Below are 17,887 nucleotides of genomic sequence, written 5' to 3' on the forward strand. Positions count from 1 at the left end.
GTCTAGCGTGAGGGACTGCAGTCCAGTTCCTTGATCCTGCCGGCGGCGTCAAACGCCAAAAGTGCACTCATCACGCCCGCACTGGTGAGGTAAGAGATAAGGGTGCCGTTGTTGCGCCAGGGATTGAGATCATCCAACGTGCCTGCCGGATATTTCCGGAGGTGATCGACCCAATAGGCACGAAGTGCTTCGTGGCCGATGATGGTTTGGCCGCCGCCGCAGCCGCAGTGCACAACGGCATCTTCAGCATGGAGCTCCAAAATCGCATCGATATCGCCCGCGCGATACGCATCAAGCCAGTCGACCGCAACGGCCATGGGGTCAAAGGACATATTTTTCACTCACATGCGTCCAAATCTGGTTCAGGCTGGGGAACCACCAAGCCTCCTATGATTTTAATATCCCACCCGGCCACGGCCATATGCCGAAGGACATAGAGGACCGGGCCGAGGGCAAGATCGATGTTGGACGCGTCCGCCAGGCAGGGGATACTCAAGCCCATCCGGCTTTTGCTCGTTGATCCACAGCCGATTGTTTTGCAGGGACTGAGGTCGGTCCTCGGGACGCAGCCGGACTTCGAGGTTGTCGCAACGTCCAGCGATCGGACGAGCTGCCTCGAAGCAATTCGGAAGCTGACACCTGATGGCGCGCTTCTTGCCGACAAGGTGCCGGATCTGACGGTCTCCGAGATCCTCGCGATTGTGAAGTCTGAGAAGCTCTCCACGCGGCTGGTGTTCTTTACCGAGTCCGACACCGACCACGATCTGACTTCCGCCGTCGCAGCCGGCGCCTGCAGCGCAATTTCGAAGTATGCCTCTCCCGCCACGATGCTGCGATCACTGCGGCTGATGACGAAGAGCGGTGTGGCACTGGAACAGTCCGATCTCTCGGCAACCGGCAAGGAAGCGAAGGGCGACGACAAAGTCGAAAAGATGCTGGAGTTGCTGACGCAACGGGAACGTCAAATCGCACGACTCGTGGCGGAAGGACTGTCGAACAAGGAGATCGCGCGTCAGCTCAAGGTTTCCGACGGGACGGTCAAAGTCCACCTGTACAATATCTTCCAGAAGCTTGAGATCACCAACAGGACCGTGCTCGCGACCATCGCATTGCTGCAACGCCCCTCCGGCCTGGCCGCGCTCTCCCTGGCGTTTCTGGCGCTGGCAATTGCGGACGAACTCAAGGCGTCGGAAGCGAGCGACATCTTCCCGGATGACAACGGCGTCGGCCACGCCGACGAGCACGCCGCGTACGAGCCCTGGAAGAAAGGGATTCTCCGGCACCTCGTCGTCTGGGAATCCGGCGAGACGCCCACGCAAGCCCAGAGAGACTTGTTCGCCAAGGCCATCCAAATCACGCACCCGGCGACTGCAATGGAAGCGCTGCGCGCGGCTGAGCAATCCGGAGGCGCGAAACCGTGGACACACCACGCTCCTGTTGGATCGGGCACGCCCGATCTTCCTGCGCGCTTACTGCGAGACGCAATCGACATACAGATCGGTGACGACCCGGCCCCGGAACATCAATTCCCGCGGCTTCTTTCCAATGCGATGTCGACGCACGGAGGGTATGGCAACTTCGCTATCCTCACCGGTGCGTTGATCTACGCACTGCAGGACCCTCATCTCGCCGCCCACGCGCATGACCTCCGCGAAGCCTCGATCGACAGCATCCTGGCCGTCACCCAAGCGAGTGCGACTACAAAGCTGGCTGCGATCACTCATGCTGCCGCCAATCATGACGACCATTCAGCCCCAAGTATCCTTTCACACGATGTCCACCTGCCTTCCGCCGTTGTGACCGCTGGACACGACAATGCCGCTCAAGAAGACGCTCTGGTTCAAAAAGGCGCAGGCGATGCGGGTGACAATCTCCATACACCTGTTGGCGCGGACCCTGCTCACGATGCCGGTAGCGGCTTAGGCGGCAACGTTGAAAGAATTGTTTATCGCTCCCCGATCGACTCCGAGTCTAACCATTTCAACTCGACCTCTTCCGACGCCGTGTTCGACTTCGCATCTGGGTCGAGCAGGATCAATCTTGCGGCTTTCGGAGCGCTCGCTTGGCTGCATATGACCGCGGCGAGCAAGTCTATACCGCCACATACTCTCGCCTGGGTCTACGACTCCGCAAGCAACGAAACGATCGTCTATGTGAATGCGACCGATCGTGTCCTTGATGTCGGCGATCGCTGCCTGCTGGAAATCCATCTGGAAGGGATCGTATCGATTGCGGAGGCGGATGCCGCCTCCGCGCCAGATGACGCGGCCGTCGTGACCACCCTGGAGCAGCTCGAAGCAGTGCTGATATCGGCGACCGAAACCGATGAGGCTGTTTCCAGCAAGGACAATGTCCACACCAGTATCGAGGGGGGCGAGAGCTCGCTCGGGGCGGCTGGAGCCTGGGCCCTTCTGGCCAATAACGGCTCGGGTTTCCAGTTCGGGCAGGCCCGGACCGGCTTGGGAACGTCAACGAGGTTCGGAAGCTCCACCGACTCGTCGGCGGATGCAATGGAAGAGAGCGATGCTGCGTCTGCCGCGTCGGCTCACGGATCATCCATCGAGCTTGCTCATAGCGCGACGGCCCCGGCAGTCCCAAATGTGACATCGAACAATGGGCCGATCAACGCAGGCACCGGCGCTTCGTCGACTGCACCGAACGAGATCGTCCAACCCAACGTCGTAACCGCCGACAACGCGGGCCACGGCAACTCGCAGCACGCTTCGGACCCACCGACTGAAGATGGCTCCGAACCGGGCAACGGCGCCGGCAATGGCGCCGAGCATCACGATAATGGCCCGGAGGCACCGGGAGAGTCAGCGAAGAAGGCAGAACCAGACGGCGCGGAACACGGCAAAGCCGGGCACTCAAACGCTGCAAAAGCACCGGACGTAGCTGAGACCGATCCGGACGTCGCAACGGCCGCCAACGCGGGGCACGGCAACTCGAAGCACGCTTCGGAGCCGGGGTCTGCAAAGGCGGCAGCCGACGAATCTACTGAAGCTGGCTCCAAACCGGGCCACGCCGTCGGCAATGCCGCCGAGCATCACGCTTCGGCTTCGGATGCTCCGGGAGGGGCGGCGAAGAAGGCCGACCCAGAGGGCGCGGAACATGATAAATCCGGGCACTCCGCCGCCGCAAACGCACCGCACGCAGCCGAGATCGATCCGGGCGCCGCAGCGGCTGCCAGCGCAGGCCACGGTAGCTCGCAGCACGCTTGGGAGCCCGGGTCTGCAAAGGCGGCGGCCAGCGAATCGACTGAAGCTGGCTCCGAACCGGGCAACGCCCATGGCGCCGATCATCATAACGCTTCGGCCTCTGACGCTGCGCACGGACCAGCGAAGACGGCAGAACCAGGTGCCGCGGAACACGGCAAGTCCGGGCACTCAACCGCTGCAAACGCATCGGACGCAGCTGAAACCGATCCGGGCGTCGCAACGGCCGCCAGCACAGGTCACGGCAACGCGCAGCACGCTTCGGAGCCAGGCTCTGCAAAGGCGGCAAGCACGGAATCGACTGAAGCTGGGTCCAAACCGGGCAACGGCACGGGCGATAGCGGCGAGCATCACGCTTCGGCTTCGCACGCTGCGGGGGCAGTGAAGACGACAGAACCAACCACCGTGGACCACGGCAACTCGGAGGTCGAGTTACACTCAACCTCTGGCAACGCATCGCAAGCAGCCGATATCGGAGAGCCGAGCGTCGCAGCCGGCGGGAACGCTGGACGCGGCAACTCGCAACACGCTGCGCAACCTGCTGCAAGTGCATCAGAAGACGCACACCCCGCCAAAGGTGCGGTGGAGACCGGCGGCCTCGAGCAAGGAGCGGTGTTCCGCTTCGATAGCGGACCAACTCCTTCTACTCTCGTCGCGGTCGTTGAGCTGAAACAGCTCAACAATCCGTTCGATCCGCACGTTCCGCATGGTCAAGCGGAGGACCTCGCCAAGCCCGTCCCTCATGCACTGAACGGACACGCGGACGATCACGGCAACAACGGCGCGCATCAAGCGATTGTACCTGCGCATCATGATTTGCTGATTTGAACTGTGATCGCGACGGCGGCGATGGTCTCGCTCGCCCTGCCATATACCTCGGCAACGATCATCGCTGGACCGCTTGATGGAACTAGCCGTCAAACGCGCGTTGGCAGATGTGGAGTCGCGAGGAACGATCGAAGCAAAGCCGGATTGGGCCCTAAACTTTTTGAAAGGGCCTCTCATGCGTCCAATCGCGTTCAGCTCCTGCGTAGCAATCGTGCTATCCATTTCGTCCGCGGTTCATGCGCAATCCGCAACAGAGGATATCAAGTCCAAGGCCCAGCGGCTTGTCGCGCCTCTTGTCGAAAGTCGCGACAGCCGGCTGCAATCGGTCGTGACGTTTGAGCATCAGGTAACCGGCGTCACGGTCGCCCCGGACGGCCGTATCTTCGTGAACTTCCCGCGCTGGACGGAGGATACGCCGGTCTCGGTGGCCGAACTCATGCCGGACGGCTCGACCAAGCCATATCCCAACGAGGAATGGAACGGCTGGCGCAACGCGCGAATGTCGGAAGTATCGCCCAATGATCACTTCGTCTGCGTTCAAAGCGTCGTTGCGGACCGGCGCGGTTCGCTTTGGGTCGTCGATCCCGCGGCTCCCAATGCCGAGAAGACGGTGAAGGGTGGACCCAAGATCGTCGAGGTCGATCTGAAATCGAACACTGTGAAGCGGACCTTTCCGATCGCGGCGGACGTCGCTGGTCCGGCCAGCTATCTCAACGACATCCGTATCGCTCCCGACGGAAAATTCGCGTATCTGACCGATTCCGGTTCGCCCGGCGGCCTGGTTGTCCTCAACATCGAGTCCGGGCAGGCTTGGCGTGTGCTGAGCGACGATCCTTCCACCCAATTCGATCCGAGCGTCACCGTGATGACAGATGGCCAGCCCTTGCGGCGGCCGGACGGACGGCAGCCCTTGTTCAATGCCGATAGTCTGGCGCTCTCGAAAGACGGCAACACCCTCTATTGGCAGGCCCTGACCGGAAAGACGCTCTACCGGATCGCCACGTCCAGTATCCAGAGTGTGGACGCGGCGGCTCACGCTCGCCCGGAAACAGTGGCAACGACGGAGCCCGTCGATGGGCTCTGGACCGGCGAACATGGCGAAATCTATCTGAGCTCGATCGCCAACAATGCCGTCAAGGTCGTCAACCCCAGCGATGGGACCGTGCGACAGCTGTTGACGGATTCGCGCCTGCGCTGGCCGGACACCTTCTCGCAAGGTCCTGATGGCGCAATCTATGTCACCGCGTCGCATATCCAGGATTCGCCCTGGTTCCACATGGCGTGGACCGACAAGAACTTCACGCTGTTCAAGTTCATGCCCGGCGACGCGAACACCGTCGGGTCAAGCCGCGACCCGAACCGGCAGTAAGCGCAAGGCTCCGGAAACGCCGCAGGGCGAGGAGGAATGATGGCCTACTGGCTTGAGCCTTTAGCCGGCGCGCTGCTGATGGCACTGATCCTTGCCGACGTATTCCTCACGGTTCTCTACGCACGCGCCGGCACCGGAATTATCAGCGACCGCCTGGCCAGACTGGTTTGGCTTGCACTGCGCCGGGCTTCCTCGCCCGGCAATGGCAGCCACCTGCTTTCATTCTGCGGCCCGTTGATCCTGGTCGCCTTGCTGTTCACCTGGTCTATTCTGCTCGCGCTCGGGGCTGCACTGATTGTGCACCCTCAGCTCGGGACTAGCATTACCAGCAGCAACCAGGAGACCCCAACTGACTTCGTGACCGCGCTTTATGTCGCCGGAAGCAGCCTGTCGATCGTAGGCGGCAGCAACTTTGGTCCGCAGAGTGCCGGAGCGAAGCTGTTGTTTGTTCTGAATTCGGTGATCGGGACGTCAGTCATATCGCTCACGATCACCTACCTGATGCAGATCTACGGCGCGCTCAGGAGCAGGAACACGCTTTGCCTAAAGATTCACGCGCTTTGCGGCGAGACCGGCGATGCCGCGGATCTGCTCGGGCATCTGTTCGCAAATAACCAGCTGAGTGCGGGTTACAACAATTTGTCCGAGTTGGCCGCAGAGGTTACAGACACCAAAGAAGCTCACCACTTCTATCCCGTCCTGTTCTACTTCCGCTTCCCTGAACCGTTCTACTCCGTCTCGCGGTCGTCACTCATCGTCCTCGATGCAGTCTCGCTGATCAGAAGTGCATTGCCGAAAGACGCCGATTGGCTCAAGCAATCCGGCGCAGTCACCCAACTATGGTCCTCCGCGCTGCTGCTCCTTTCGACTCTCAACAATGTTTTCCTGCATGAGAAAGCATCGGATGAAGCCGACGACGGAGATCGGCAAGTCTGGCGGGTCCGGTTCGACAATGCGCGACGGCGGCTGCGGCAAGCTGGCATCAGTGTAACCGACGACCTTCCGCATTCGTGCGAATCCTACATGGAACAACGAAGAAGGTGGGACTCTCTCGTTTGCGTGCTTGGCAATTCGATGGCTTACCGGCCTTCGGACATCGATCCGGCGATACGAAGGGCGTAAACCCCTGGCGGACTCTCGCAGGTCAAGTTCGCTTTGCTTGGCGGGCTCCGATTCTGGCGCGAGACTTCCCACAACCGAACCTCTCGGTGAGCGCACCTGGCTTGGTCTCGCGTCTCAGAAACGCGACGCCTTCGGCGGATCAGCTTCATTGAGCGGAATTGTTTCAGGGTTGCAGCCGTGAGAGCAGACGTTGCCGATCCTGATCGCGACGTCGCTGCTCCATCCGCATCCGTTCGAGTTCGCCTTCCGCTTTGGCTGTGTCCTCGTTCTGGCGCTTCATTTCAATGATCAGCGCCTCTTGCTCGGCGAGCCGGCGTTCTCCTTCGACCACATCGCGCTCGATCTGCCTCAGCTCATCGTATATCGCCGTCGTGTACATCGCGGTCCTCGCGCGGCCGTGCTGCAGAAGGCACGCCGGAGAGTAGTTTTCGCCTCTTCCAGGAGCTTGATCGGGCCGCTCGGTGCGGCCTTGACCGAAGCGCAAGGCGCATGACTTTCAACTCAATCAGCTTCTCGAACGTTCCGGCTGTTTCCATTTTTTCCCGAGCTTTGATCGGTCGAACGAGCGGCCGCGTTGTAATCATTTTGGCGGAAGCGGCTCACCTAACACGCGACTGCCTGGAACGGATCTCGTCACGGTGACAATGCGCTCGGCTCACGGCGGCGCTTCAGCCAAGTTGCAAACAAGTGGTCGGCACAATATCGTCGACCGTCCGCCCGCATGTCTGACGTCCGATCTTTCAGGAGCCAACACTATGAATGTGGTCTCAGTGCCCGGCGGGATCCATCGCCCTCCAGGGAAGGTCGATATCCCGTCTGCCTGGCGGGGCGCTGAGATGAAAGCCAATCACGATCGATGGTTGATATCGCTTGCGGCCGGCGAGATCGCGGAACTTGAGGGCGCGGCTGAAACGTATCTTGGCAAAAACAAAAGAATCGCCGAGATCACGAAGGACAGCTTTCCGCTTCCCCGCTTCGGCGCGCATCTGGAAGAGCTTAAGACAACGCTCCTGACTGGGGTGGGCTTCGAAGTTATACGCGGCCTGCCGGTGGCAAAATATAGCCAGGAGTTTGCCGCTACGATCTTTTGCGGAGTGGGCGCGCATCTTGGATCGGCGCGGTCCCAGAATGCAGCAGGGCACATTCTCGGTCACGTCCGTGACACCGGCGCCGATGCGAAGGATCCGAACACCCGCATTTATCAAACGTCGGAACGGCAGACATTCCACACGGATTCCTCCGACGTGGTTGGATTGTTATGCATTCGCGAGGCGATGGAGGGAGGGGATTCTCTCCTGGTCAGTACGGCGACAATCTACAACGAGATGTTTGACAGGCGTCCCGACCTTGCCGCCCTCTTGTTTGATCCGATCGCGACAGACCGGCGAGGCGAGGTGCCGGAGAACGAAAAGCCATATCTTGAAATCCCCGTGCTGAATTGGCATGCGGGGTTCCTGACCGGGTTCTATCAGCGCCAGTATATCGATAGTGCGCAGCGCTTTCCCGATGCGCCGAGACTGACGCCGGCTCACGTCGAGGCGCTCGATCTCTTCGACACGCTCGCAAATGATCCCACTCTGCATTTCGGCATGCGGCTTCAGCCGGGCGACATGCAGTTCGTTTACAATCATGCCTTGCTGCATGACCGGACCGGATTCCATGATTGGCCCGATGCAGGCCAGAAGCGTCATCTGTTGCGCCTTTGGCTCAGCATGGAAGGCGACCGGCCGCTGCCCGATTGTTTCAAACAGCGCTATGGTTCGATTGAGATTGGCAACCGTGGCGGCATCATCACCAAAGGTACCAGCTTGAACGTTCCGTTGGATTGACGTTCCGGATGGTTTGAACCGGAAGCCCGGACCCAACTTGGCCTCGCAAGCTCTAGCCGCAGGAGCAGGCCGGACAATCCTTTCGACAGCGCCAAGCTGAAACTCTCAACGTGGCTCGACGCGACCAGGGCGAGTACCCATAAATGCCGCTTCTCGGCCTAAAGCGGACTTACGCATCACCCGAGCTACTTGAATGCCGCGGTCTCCGCCGGGGCGGGTGTACTTGGCCGCACGAATACAATGGTGGAGTTCACTGGAATTTCCGCGTTCTCGCGGGTGCCCTGGCCGATGAGAATGAGGCCTGCTCCACCATTGGCCACCGTCAGGATGACCGGTTCACCCGCCCATGTCCTGATCGGCTCCATCCCGATGATGAGAAACTCACCGATTGGCTGGTCCAAGTACTGAAGTCTCAGCTGCGGAGCGATTTCTGCGGGCGCAAGTCCGAAACCCAGCCGTTGCGCGCGCGCATAGATTTCGGTCAACGATGCTGTCTCGCCCTCGAAGCCGAGCTCAGCGGCCGAGACAGGGACGAGCTCCACGTCCGTTTTCTTGCCACTCAGAGTAAAAGCCGGCCGCGCAAGGACTTCAGCAGCGGCGCTTCCGACGTCGCAGCCCATTGCACTCATCGCCTTGCGAAGGGCGCGCATGTCCCTGAACGTCCCTATCGCAATCGTCTTCCACAGCCGAACATCGGCGGCCGAACTGACGGGAGTCTGCGATCTCGGCACCGGAGGAGCGGTCTTGAAGTTCAGGTGATTCCGCAGAACGTCCTGCGCGGTGCATTGAGCCTTGGCCTCGCTTGCGAAAGCGAGGATAAGCGCGCCACAGAGCAGCAGGGCAATGACGCCGCTGTCCCGGTCTGTCGAACGATTCGGCCCCGCGATGTTTCGGTGCGAGGCGATGTAGTCGATCTCGCCACGCGTCGTGCCGATGTCCATGAGCTCCCTGTCGCTGAGGCCGCACAGGGTCGCTTGTGCACTCTGGCGTCTGCGGCGCTCCCGCCATGCGCTCAAGAATTGCCGGACCAGGCTGACAACGCGCTGCGTTGATCCGAAGGGCCGTCGCATCCCCGCGGCGCCATAGATCGCGCTCATCGCAATCTCCTTTGGCTTGCTTCTCACCGAGGGCTAAGGTGCCAATGCTTGGTCCGGCACGCTTGACGAGGGGCTTACATTTTTCTTACCGGCGGCTTATTCTTTGCGTCCAGCCGGTGCGGGGGCGTTTCCGTGCGGCTGACGTCGGCCGATCCCGCGACGCTGGGCAAGGCACACTTGATATTCGGCTTACATTTTTCCGTTCGAAGGCCTATCCTCGCCGGACAATCGCGGCGCTCTCGGCAGTAGAGGGCAAGCCTGGGGAATGGTGCCATGCGCTATTTCTTCGAGGACTGTATGCTGGATACCGACCGGCGCGAGTTGCGGCGCGGGGCCGATGCCGTGCCTACGACGCCACAGGTACTTGATCTGCTCGGCTATTTGATCCGCAGCAGGGATCGCGTCGTCAGCAAGGATGATCTCATAAACGCGATTTGGAACGGTCGGATCGTGTCCGATGCGGCGCTTACGACCCGATTGAACGCGGTCCGACGCGCGATCGGCGACTCAGGCGTGCAACAACGTCTTATCAAGACATTTCCACGAAAGGGCTTTCGTTTCGTGGGCGCTGTCCACGATGACGAGCGATGTCCCGAAACTGCGGTGACATCAGGCGCCCTCGCAGAACCGTCGAATCTTGCGCGCGCAGCCGCGGAGGCAGCGGTTTTGGTCCCGGAGTTCTCCGAAAAAGTAGCTTTCAAATGGCGGTCCAAGAACTGGGTGCGTCACATCAGAGGCCCTCTGAAGTTCGTCGGCGGGACGCTGGCGTCTGTGGCTGCCATCGGTGCAATTGCCGGCGGCCTTGTCGGTTATTGGAATGTCTGGAAGACGCTCCGTACCGACGCGGTTCAGGAAGCTCGAGAGCTTCACGGACAGCCGATAGTCAGGCCCGAGATCGCGCATCGTCTCTCTCTCATCGTGTTGCCCTTCGCCAACCTCACCAATGATCCAGAGCAGGATCACCTTGCCGATGCCATCACGACAGATTTGACGACCGATCTTGCGCGAGCGCCCGCCACTTTCGTCATCGGACGCGAGGCCGCCCGCACCTACAAGAATAAGTCGATTGATCTGAAGCAGCTTGGAACGGATATCGGCACCCGCTGGGCGGTGCGCGGCGCGGTGAAGCGCAGCGGAGATCAGGTGCGGATCAGCGTATCGCTGACTGATCTTCAGACTGCGCACGACGTATGGTCCGACCGGTTCGACGGCGATCGGACAGATCTAGCCATCTTGCAGAAGAATATCACGGTGCGGCTCCTCTGTGTTGCGCACCTGCAGCTCCGCCAATACGAAGAAGCCATCGAACCGTGTAGCCGGTCGCTGAATATCGGCGCGGGCCCTCAGGCTTACACAAGCTGATCTCGGCTTACGGCCGACGGGACAAATGGAAAATCATCGTGACGGTGCCGGCTGCACCCCTTACGCGAAACACGATGATCCTGAAAGTATCCGCCGAGGAATCCCGTCAGCAAGGTAACGGATGCTGACAAGAGGATGAATCCGGATGACGTCTCGTCGGCCGTTCTGCCATGCAGCGATGTCCGCTATCGCGCCTTTTTGGCGGAAAAGCGGACATCACGCGCGCCGGAGCCGAGCACTCCGACCTACGAGGACGCGGTCTAGCCGCGCTTACTCCTCGTCTTCGTCGTCATCCTCGTCTTCGTCGTCGAGCTCTTCCAGTCGATCGAGCACCGCGAGCGGCAGCGTCTCGCGAAACAGATCGCCTTCCGCGCCCATCCAGAGACAGATCACGTCGTCGCCCTTCACGTCCGCGACGGTGAGCGGCTGCCCGCCGGATTTCAGCATGACGATATCGCCGGCTTTTAGTTCCATGGATGGTCCTTTCGGGTTGATTGACGGAGAAGCTAGCAAACCGGCATGACATGCCGATCACGGGCTACTCGGTCAATTTATGTGTTGCGGTAGCGCGCATCCGCCGGCCGTGCTGCTGAAACGTCGATCAGAGAGCTTTAGGCCGGAGCGATCCCATCACGAGAGGCAGTGGCGCCTGTTCGATGGATGGAGCAAGGGCTCTTCCGTCCCGTGCGTCGCGACCATGACACCATGCGCCTGTTTTGCCCGACGGAGCAAACGATTTTGTCAGATCCGCAGTTCGCGTTTACCGCAAGTCCTTGATTCTGCTGCGGCCGTCTACTGTGCATGGGGTTGTTTTCGATGTTTTTGTTTGCGCACCCCGATTGCAGTCAGCACGGCACCAGTTCTGTCAGCGAGCGGATGATGCGGTCGGGCTTGACGATCGAGCCTTCGGGCAGGCCGTCGCCATGCACGTCGATCCAGATCGAGTAGATGCCGAGACGCTGCGGCGTCACGACTTCCCATTCCAGATTGTCGCCGATCATCCAGGTATCCTCGGCGGTGACGCCGAGCGCGTCCATCGCGTGCAGATAGGCACGCTCCTCGGGCTTGCCGAAACCGTGCTCGCCCTCGATCTGGATGTGGTGGAAGCGATGCGCCAGCTCGAAGCGCTCCACCTTGGCGCGCTGGGTGTCGGCGGCGCCGTTGGTCACCAGCGCGAGCTTGATGCCGAGCGCCTTGAGCCTGTCGATGGCGTCATGCGCGCCGGGGAAGACGAACATCTCCTCCTCGCGATAGGTGGTGAAACGGTCGGCGAGACGAATGGCGAGGTCGTCGGGCAGGGCGCGATGACCGGCGGCCGCGAGCGCGGCAAAACCGCCCTTGACTGTGAGGTGACGAGCCTCGGCGAGCTTCATCCGCCAGGAGGCGTCCGCATTGGCCCAGAAATTTTTCGCGAACGACAGGACGGTGCTTGCGACCAGCTGTGGCGGCAGCGGCGCGAGCTCCTCCGCGAACTCCGCTGTGATCGTGTTCCAGGCGATCTCGGGCCGCGCATAGGCCGACAGGATGGTGTCGTCCATGTCGATCAGCATGGCGCGCGGCAGCGGCCTCATTGCGGGCTTCATCGTCGTCATGGCCACTTCACCTCCGGCGGCAGCGACGACAGGATCGAATCCACATTGCCGCCGGTCTTGAGACCGAAGATGGTGCCGCGGTCGTAGAGCAGGTTGAACTCGACATAGCGGCCGCGCCGGATCAACTGCTCCTCGCGATCCTCCGGGGTCCAGCTCGTCGCGAAATTGCGCCGCACGATGTCGGGATAGATCTTCAGGAAGGCGCGACCGACATCCCGGGTGAAGGCGAGGTCGGCGTCCCAGTCGCCGCTGTCATGCCAGTCGTAGAAGATGCCGCCGATGCCGCGCGCCTCTTTGCGGTGGGGCAGATAGAAATACTCGTCGCACCAGTTCTTGTACTTGTCGTAATCGGCGACGCCGTTCGGCTGCGTGCAGGCCTGTTTCATTGCGGCGTGGAAGGCGATGCTGTCGGCATCCTCCTGCGTGCGCCGGCGGTCGAGCACCGGCGTGAGATCGGCGCCGCCGCCGAACCAGGCTTTTGTGGTGACGACGAAGCGCGTGTTCATGTGCACCGCCGGCACGTGCGGATTGCGCAGATGTGCGATCAGCGAGATGCCGGAGGCCCAGAACTTCGGGTCGTCCGCCGCACCGGGAATCTGCGCGCGAAACTCGGGCGCGAATTCGCCATGCACGGTGGAGCAATGCACGCCGACCTTCTCGAACAGGCGGCCTGACATCATCGACATCACGCCGCCGCCGCCGGCCGCGCCGGTATGATCGGTGCGCTGCCACGGCGTGCGTTTGAAGCGGCCGGGCTCGCCCGGATAGAGGCTTCGCGGGGCACCGTCCTCCAGCCGCTCGAAGCTCGCGCAGATGTCGTCGCGCAGGGCTTCGAACCAGGCGCGTGCGCGGGTCTTGCGGTCTTCGATCAAGCTCGGGTCCATTGTGGATGCCATTCTCTCAGCCCTGCGGACCGTAATAGGTGCAGCTCTCGTTGCAACTATCGCGGTGGATGCTGACGCGGGTGAGCTTGCCGATAGAGGCGAGCCGCTCCCAGACGAAGCGCGAGAGATTTTCCAGTGTCGGTGTGCCCAGCGCCTCGATCTTGTTGAGGTACTTGTGGTCAAGCGTCATGCGCACGTCCTCGATGGCGCGCTGGACCAGGCCGAGATCGACCACCATGCCGGTTTTGGGATCGGGCGTGCCGCGCAGCGTCACCTCGGCGCGGAAGGAGTGGCCGTGGATCTCTTCGCTGGCGGCGCCAAACGTCGTTCCCGACAATGAGTGCGCCGCCTCGAAGCGAAACGATTTCGTCAATTCCCACATCTGTTCGAAAACCAATCCTATCTGATACCAAGCGACTTATGCGTCTGCACGCTGAGCCGCCATTGCGGATGATTGAGGCAATAGTCGATTGCGCCCGCGGTGTTTTGGGCGACCTCGGGCCCGTCCATCGGCTGCAGCGAGAAGCGCTCGAAGGCGAGATCCGCGAAGGCCTCGGGCATGGCGAGCGGCTGCGGATAGACCAGCTTCAGCTCGTGGCCGCGCCGGATCACCAGATCGCTGCCGCCCTTCGGGCTGACGCAGATCCAGTCGAGACCCTCGGGCGGGGCGATGGTGCCATTGGTCTCGACCCCGATCTCGAAGCCGCAGGCATGGAGCGCGTCGACCAGCGCGGCATCGACCTGGAGCAGCGGCTCGCCGCCGGTGAGCACCGCATAACGGTTGCCGGTGGAGGCTGTCCATTGCGCCGCGATGGTGCCGGCGAGTTCCGCGGCCGAGGCGTAGCGCCCGCCGAGGGTGCCGTCGGTGCCGACGAAATCGGTATCGCAGAATTTGCAAATGGCCGCGCCGCGGTCCGCCTCGCGCCCGCTCCAGAGATTGCAGCCCGCAAAACGGCAAAATACGGACGCGCGCCCGGCATGGGCGCCTTCGCCTTGCAGTGTCAGGAAGATTTCCTTGACCGCGTAACTCAACCGTCTCTCCTCAACATCTCAGACTTGCGGGTTCCGGAGCTGCCGCAGCGCTTCGCCTGCGGCCATCGCCGCGGTCATGGCGACATTGAGCGACCGCAGCCCCGGAGCGATCGGGATCACCAGCCGGGCGTCCGCCGCCTCGACCACCGCCTCGGTGACGCCGGCGCTCTCGCGCCCGAATAGCAGGATGTCCGCCGTCTGGTAACGGAAATCGCGGTAGTCGGTCGCCCCTTTGGTGGTGAACAGCAGCAGGCGGGCGCCCTGCGCGGCGCGCCATTGCTCGAATTTTGACCAGGAGTCGTGCCTGACGATGCTGACCTGATCCAGGTAGTCCATTCCCGCCCGGCGGAAATGCCGGTCGGAGACGGGGAAGCCCGCCGGTTCGATGATATGGGCGGCCACGCCCAGACAGGCGCAGAGCCTGAGAATCGTGCCGGTGTTCTGGGGGATGTCGGGTTGGAAAAGCGCTATCTGCATGGGCTGTGCAAGGCCTATATTGGGTTCGGTGCGGACCGGAAATGTCTCAATAAAACATCGCTGGCCGCGGAATTCGTGCATTGCACGCTCCCGCGCCGATAGCGGGCTTGCGCTCGCCCGGCAAGGGTGCCAATAGAACGATTCTGGACTGCTGTTTTCGCCTTGTTTTGGTGGGGGCACGCGAAGTTCTGCCGCCGCGGGGGGCCGCGGGCGCCGGCAGGCTGTTCTGGGGACCTTGGGGGCTCCTGGAGCGGTTCCGCCGGCTGCATAAGAAGAAAGGGTTGGAATCGTGACGACAGCGTCTTCGGCGGACCATCCGACACGCCGTGATTTCTTATTCGTTGCAACGGGGGCATTTGCAGCAGTAGGCGGCGCGGCCGCGCTCTGGCCCTTTATCTCCCAAATGAATCCTGATGCGTCGACTATCGCCGCCGGTGCGCCGATCGAGGTCGATCTCAGCCCGGTCGCCGAGGGGCAGGACATCAAGGTGTTCTGGCGCGGCAAGCCGATCTATATCAGCCACCGCACCAAGAAGCAGATCGACGAGGCGCGCGCCGTCAACGTGGCGAGCCTGCCCGATCCGCAGTCCGACGAGGCCCGGGTCAAGTCCGGCCATGAGCAGTGGCTGGTCGTGATCGGCATCTGCACCCATCTCGGCTGCATCCCGATCGCCCACGAAGGCAATTACGACGGGTTCTTCTGCCCCTGCCATGGTTCGCAGTACGATTCGTCCGGCCGCATCCGCCAGGGGCCCGCGCCCGCGAACCTGCCGGTGCCGCCGTACCAGTTCGTTTCCGACACCAAAATCCAGATCGGCTGAGCTTCGGGCCCTCGTCCGAAGCTTCGCGCCGTCTCGTCGTACTATTTCCTCAGGATCGCATCATGAGCGGACCATCCGACTACCAGCCGAGCAATCCGGCCCTGCAATGGATCGAGCGGCGTCTGCCGATCCTCGGCCTCATGCACTCCTCCTTCGTGGTCTATCCCACCCCGCGCAACCTGAACTATTGGTGGACCTTCGGCGCCATCCTCTCGTTCATGCTGGGGATCCAGATCCTGACCGGCGTGATCCTGGCGATGCACTACACGCCGCATGCCGACCTCGCCTTCAAGTCGGTCGAGCTGCTCGTCCGCGACGTCAATTACGGCTGGCTGCTGCGCAACATGCATGCCGTCGGCGCCTCGATGTTCTTCGTCGCCGTCTACGTTCACATGCTGCGCGGTCTCTATTACGGCTCCTACAAGGAGCCGCGCGAGGTGCTCTGGATCCTCGGCGTCATCATCTACCTCCTGATGATGGCGACGGGCTTCATGGGCTACGTGCTGCCGTGGGGCCAGATGAGCTTCTGGGGTGCCACCGTCATCACCAATTTGTTCTCCGCCATTCCCTATGTCGGCGAGAGCATCGTGACGCTCTTGTGGGGCGGCTATTCGGTCGGCAATCCGACGCTGAACCGCTTCTTCTCACTGCACTATCTATTGCCGTTCCTGATCGCGGGCGTCGTCGTACTCCACGTCTGGGCGCTGCATGTCTCCGGCCAGAACAACCCTGATGGCGTCGAGCCCAAGACGGAAAAGGACACGGTTCCGTTCACGCCGCATGCGACCATCAAGGACATGTTTGGCGTGTCCTGCTTCATGCTGCTCTACGCCTGGTTTATCTTCTACATGCCGAACTATCTCGGCGACGCCGACAATTACATTCCGGCGAACCCGGGCGTGACGCCGCCGCACATCGTGCCGGAATGGTATTACCTGCCGTTCTACGCGATCCTGCGCTCGATCCCGAACAAGCTCGCGGGCGTGATCGGGATGTTCTCGGCGATCCTCATCCTGTGCTTCCTGCCCTGGCTCGACGCCGCCAGGACGAAGTCGTCGAAGTACCGTCCGCTGGCCAAGCAGTTCTTCTGGATCTTCGTCGTGGTCTGCATCCTGCTCGGCTATCTCGGCGCGCAGCCGCCGGAAGGCATCTATGTGATCGCCGGCCGGGTCCTGACGTTCTGCTACTTCGCCTACTTCCTGATCGTGCTGCCGCTGCTCTCGCGCATCGAGAAACCACGTCCGGTGCCGAACTCGATCTCGGATGCCGTGCTGGCTAAGACCGGGAGCCGGTCGACTCCGATGGTGTCGAGCGCGATCGTGCTTGCGCTGGCGGGCGCGTTGTTTGCGGGCTCAGCCGACAGCGCGCGTGCCTCCGAAGGCAGCGACAAGCCGCCGGGCAACAAATGGTCGTTCGCCGGTCCGTTCGGCAAGTACGACCGCGGCGCATTGCAGCGCGGCCTGAAGGTCTACAAGGAAGTCTGCGCCAACTGCCACGGCCTGTCCTACGTCGCCTTCCGCAATCTCGCGGAAGCCGGTGGTCCCGGCTATTCGGTCGCGCAGGCTGCAGCCTTCGCCTCCGACTACAAGGTCAAGGACGGCCCGAACGACGCGGGTGACATGTTCGAGCGCGCGGGCCGGCCGGCGGATTATTTCCCCTCGCCATTCCCGAACGAGCAGGCCGCGCGTGCGGCGAACGGCGGCGCGGCGCCGCCCGACCTGTCGCTGATCACCAAGGCGCGCTCCTACGGCCGCGGCTTCCCGATGTTCATCGTCGACTTCTTCAGCCAGTATCAGGAGCAGGGCCCGGACTACGTCTCGGCGCTGCTCCAGGGCTTTGAAGACAAGACGCCCGAAGGCGTGACCATCCCGGAGGGTTCCTACTACAACAAGTACTTCCCGGGCCACGCCATCAAGATGCCGAAGCCGCTCAGCGACGGCCAGGTGACCTATGACGACGGTTCGCCGACCACGATCGCGCAATATTCCAAGGACGTCACCACGTTCCTGATGTGGACCGCCGAACCGCACATGGAAGCGCGCAAGCGCCTCGGTTTCCAGGTCTTCGCATTCCTGATCATCTTCGCGCTCCTGATGTACTTCACCAAGAAGAAGGTCTGGGCCGACTCCCACTAAGCGTCCGAAGCGAGAATGAAGAGGCCCCCGCAAGGGGGCTTTTTTGTTGGGCACGAGAGTGTGTTGTCAGGCACGATTGCCTATCGCGCACTCAGACGCCAAAATGCCGCCAACCGCTCCCCAAA

General features: G+C 61.8%; 16 protein-coding genes. 7 read left to right on the forward strand and 9 right to left on the reverse strand.

Annotated features, from left to right (window positions below; genetic code table 11):
• Positions 1-2: 2 nt before the first annotated feature.
• Positions 3-332 (reverse strand): nuclear transport factor 2 family protein, encoded by a 330-nt coding sequence (locus BRA1417_RS0114735; protein ID WP_027516396.1) that lies wholly within the window; start codon positions 330-332, stop codon positions 3-5.
• Positions 333-461: 129 nt separating this feature from the next.
• On the opposite strand from BRA1417_RS0114735, the gene BRA1417_RS0114740 reads away from it, so the two are divergent.
• From BRA1417_RS0114740 to BRA1417_RS0114750, 3 genes are all read left to right on the forward strand, one after another.
• Positions 462-4,043, forward strand: a complete 3,582-nt coding sequence (locus BRA1417_RS0114740; protein WP_027516397.1) for a response regulator transcription factor — start codon at positions 462-464, stop codon at positions 4,041-4,043.
• A 328-nt stretch (positions 4,044-4,371) separates the two neighbouring features.
• The gene (locus BRA1417_RS40510; RefSeq protein WP_245286235.1) at positions 4,372-5,412 is read left to right on the forward strand and encodes a major royal jelly family protein; all 1,041 of its coding nucleotides are present in this window, start codon (positions 4,372-4,374) and stop codon (positions 5,410-5,412) included.
• A gap of 39 nt (positions 5,413-5,451) precedes the next feature.
• Positions 5,452-6,534, forward strand: coding sequence for a hypothetical protein (locus tag BRA1417_RS0114750; RefSeq protein ID WP_027516398.1), 1,083 nt, complete (start codon positions 5,452-5,454; stop codon positions 6,532-6,534).
• Positions 6,535-6,697: 163 nt separating this feature from the next.
• Here the strand turns inward: BRA1417_RS0114750 and BRA1417_RS42800 are convergent, their stop codons facing one another.
• The gene (locus BRA1417_RS42800; RefSeq protein WP_007595064.1) at positions 6,698-6,913 is read right to left on the reverse strand and encodes a hypothetical protein; all 216 of its coding nucleotides are present in this window, start codon (positions 6,911-6,913) and stop codon (positions 6,698-6,700) included.
• 376 nt (positions 6,914-7,289) lie between these two features.
• On the opposite strand from BRA1417_RS42800, the gene BRA1417_RS0114760 reads away from it, so the two are divergent.
• The gene (locus BRA1417_RS0114760) at positions 7,290-8,363 is read left to right on the forward strand and encodes a TauD/TfdA family dioxygenase (protein WP_035968545.1); all 1,074 of its coding nucleotides are present in this window, start codon (positions 7,290-7,292) and stop codon (positions 8,361-8,363) included.
• Between the two features lie 185 nt (positions 8,364-8,548).
• Here the strand turns inward: BRA1417_RS0114760 and BRA1417_RS40515 are convergent, their stop codons facing one another.
• On the reverse strand, positions 8,549-9,460 hold the full coding sequence (locus tag BRA1417_RS40515) for a DUF1127 domain-containing protein (protein ID WP_084462245.1): 912 nt from the start codon (positions 9,458-9,460) through the stop codon (positions 8,549-8,551).
• 273 nt (positions 9,461-9,733) lie between these two features.
• Here BRA1417_RS40515 and BRA1417_RS46290 point away from each other — a divergent pair, with 273 nt between their 5' ends.
• A complete protein-coding gene (locus BRA1417_RS46290) occupies positions 9,734-10,822 on the forward strand; it encodes a winged helix-turn-helix domain-containing protein (RefSeq protein WP_035969394.1) in 1,089 nt (362 codons plus the stop codon).
• 270 nt (positions 10,823-11,092) lie between these two features.
• On the opposite strand, the gene BRA1417_RS0114780 is transcribed toward BRA1417_RS46290, so the two are convergent.
• From BRA1417_RS0114780 to BRA1417_RS0114805, 6 genes are all read right to left on the reverse strand, one after another.
• Positions 11,093-11,296, reverse strand: coding sequence for a YodC family protein (locus BRA1417_RS0114780; RefSeq protein ID WP_027516401.1), 204 nt, complete (start codon positions 11,294-11,296; stop codon positions 11,093-11,095).
• 371 nt (positions 11,297-11,667) lie between these two features.
• Positions 11,668-12,414 (reverse strand): HAD family hydrolase, encoded by a 747-nt coding sequence (locus BRA1417_RS0114785; RefSeq protein WP_035969395.1) that lies wholly within the window; start codon positions 12,412-12,414, stop codon positions 11,668-11,670.
• Entirely contained in the window at positions 12,411-13,298 is an 888-nt protein-coding gene (gene hemF, locus BRA1417_RS0114790; RefSeq protein WP_198034923.1) for an oxygen-dependent coproporphyrinogen oxidase, read from the reverse strand. The genes BRA1417_RS0114785 and hemF overlap by 4 nt, the downstream gene beginning before the upstream one ends.
• A gap of 16 nt (positions 13,299-13,314) precedes the next feature.
• Positions 13,315-13,680 carry a 6-carboxytetrahydropterin synthase gene (locus BRA1417_RS0114795; protein WP_027516404.1) on the reverse strand — a complete coding sequence of 122 codons (366 nt, stop codon included), beginning with the start codon at positions 13,678-13,680 and terminating at the stop codon, positions 13,315-13,317.
• Between the two features lie 17 nt (positions 13,681-13,697).
• The gene (gene queE, locus BRA1417_RS0114800; protein WP_027516405.1) at positions 13,698-14,330 is read right to left on the reverse strand and encodes a 7-carboxy-7-deazaguanine synthase; all 633 of its coding nucleotides are present in this window, start codon (positions 14,328-14,330) and stop codon (positions 13,698-13,700) included.
• An 18-nt stretch (positions 14,331-14,348) separates the two neighbouring features.
• Complete coding sequence (locus tag BRA1417_RS0114805) at positions 14,349-14,807, reverse strand: tRNA (cytidine(34)-2'-O)-methyltransferase (protein ID WP_007595044.1); 459 nt, start codon at positions 14,805-14,807, stop codon at positions 14,349-14,351.
• Positions 14,808-15,096: 289 nt separating this feature from the next.
• Here BRA1417_RS0114805 and petA point away from each other — a divergent pair, with 289 nt between their 5' ends.
• Complete coding sequence (petA, locus tag BRA1417_RS0114810) at positions 15,097-15,627, forward strand: ubiquinol-cytochrome c reductase iron-sulfur subunit (protein WP_027516406.1); 531 nt, start codon at positions 15,097-15,099, stop codon at positions 15,625-15,627.
• Positions 15,628-15,689: 62 nt separating this feature from the next.
• Positions 15,690-17,762 (forward strand): cytochrome b/c1, encoded by a 2,073-nt coding sequence (gene fbcH, locus BRA1417_RS0114815; protein WP_027516407.1) that lies wholly within the window; start codon positions 15,690-15,692, stop codon positions 17,760-17,762.
• Positions 17,763-17,887: the final 125 nt, after the last annotated feature.

It is taken from the genome of Bradyrhizobium sp. WSM1417 (genome assembly GCF_000515415.1).
GTDB lineage: Bacteria > Pseudomonadota > Alphaproteobacteria > Rhizobiales > Xanthobacteraceae > Bradyrhizobium.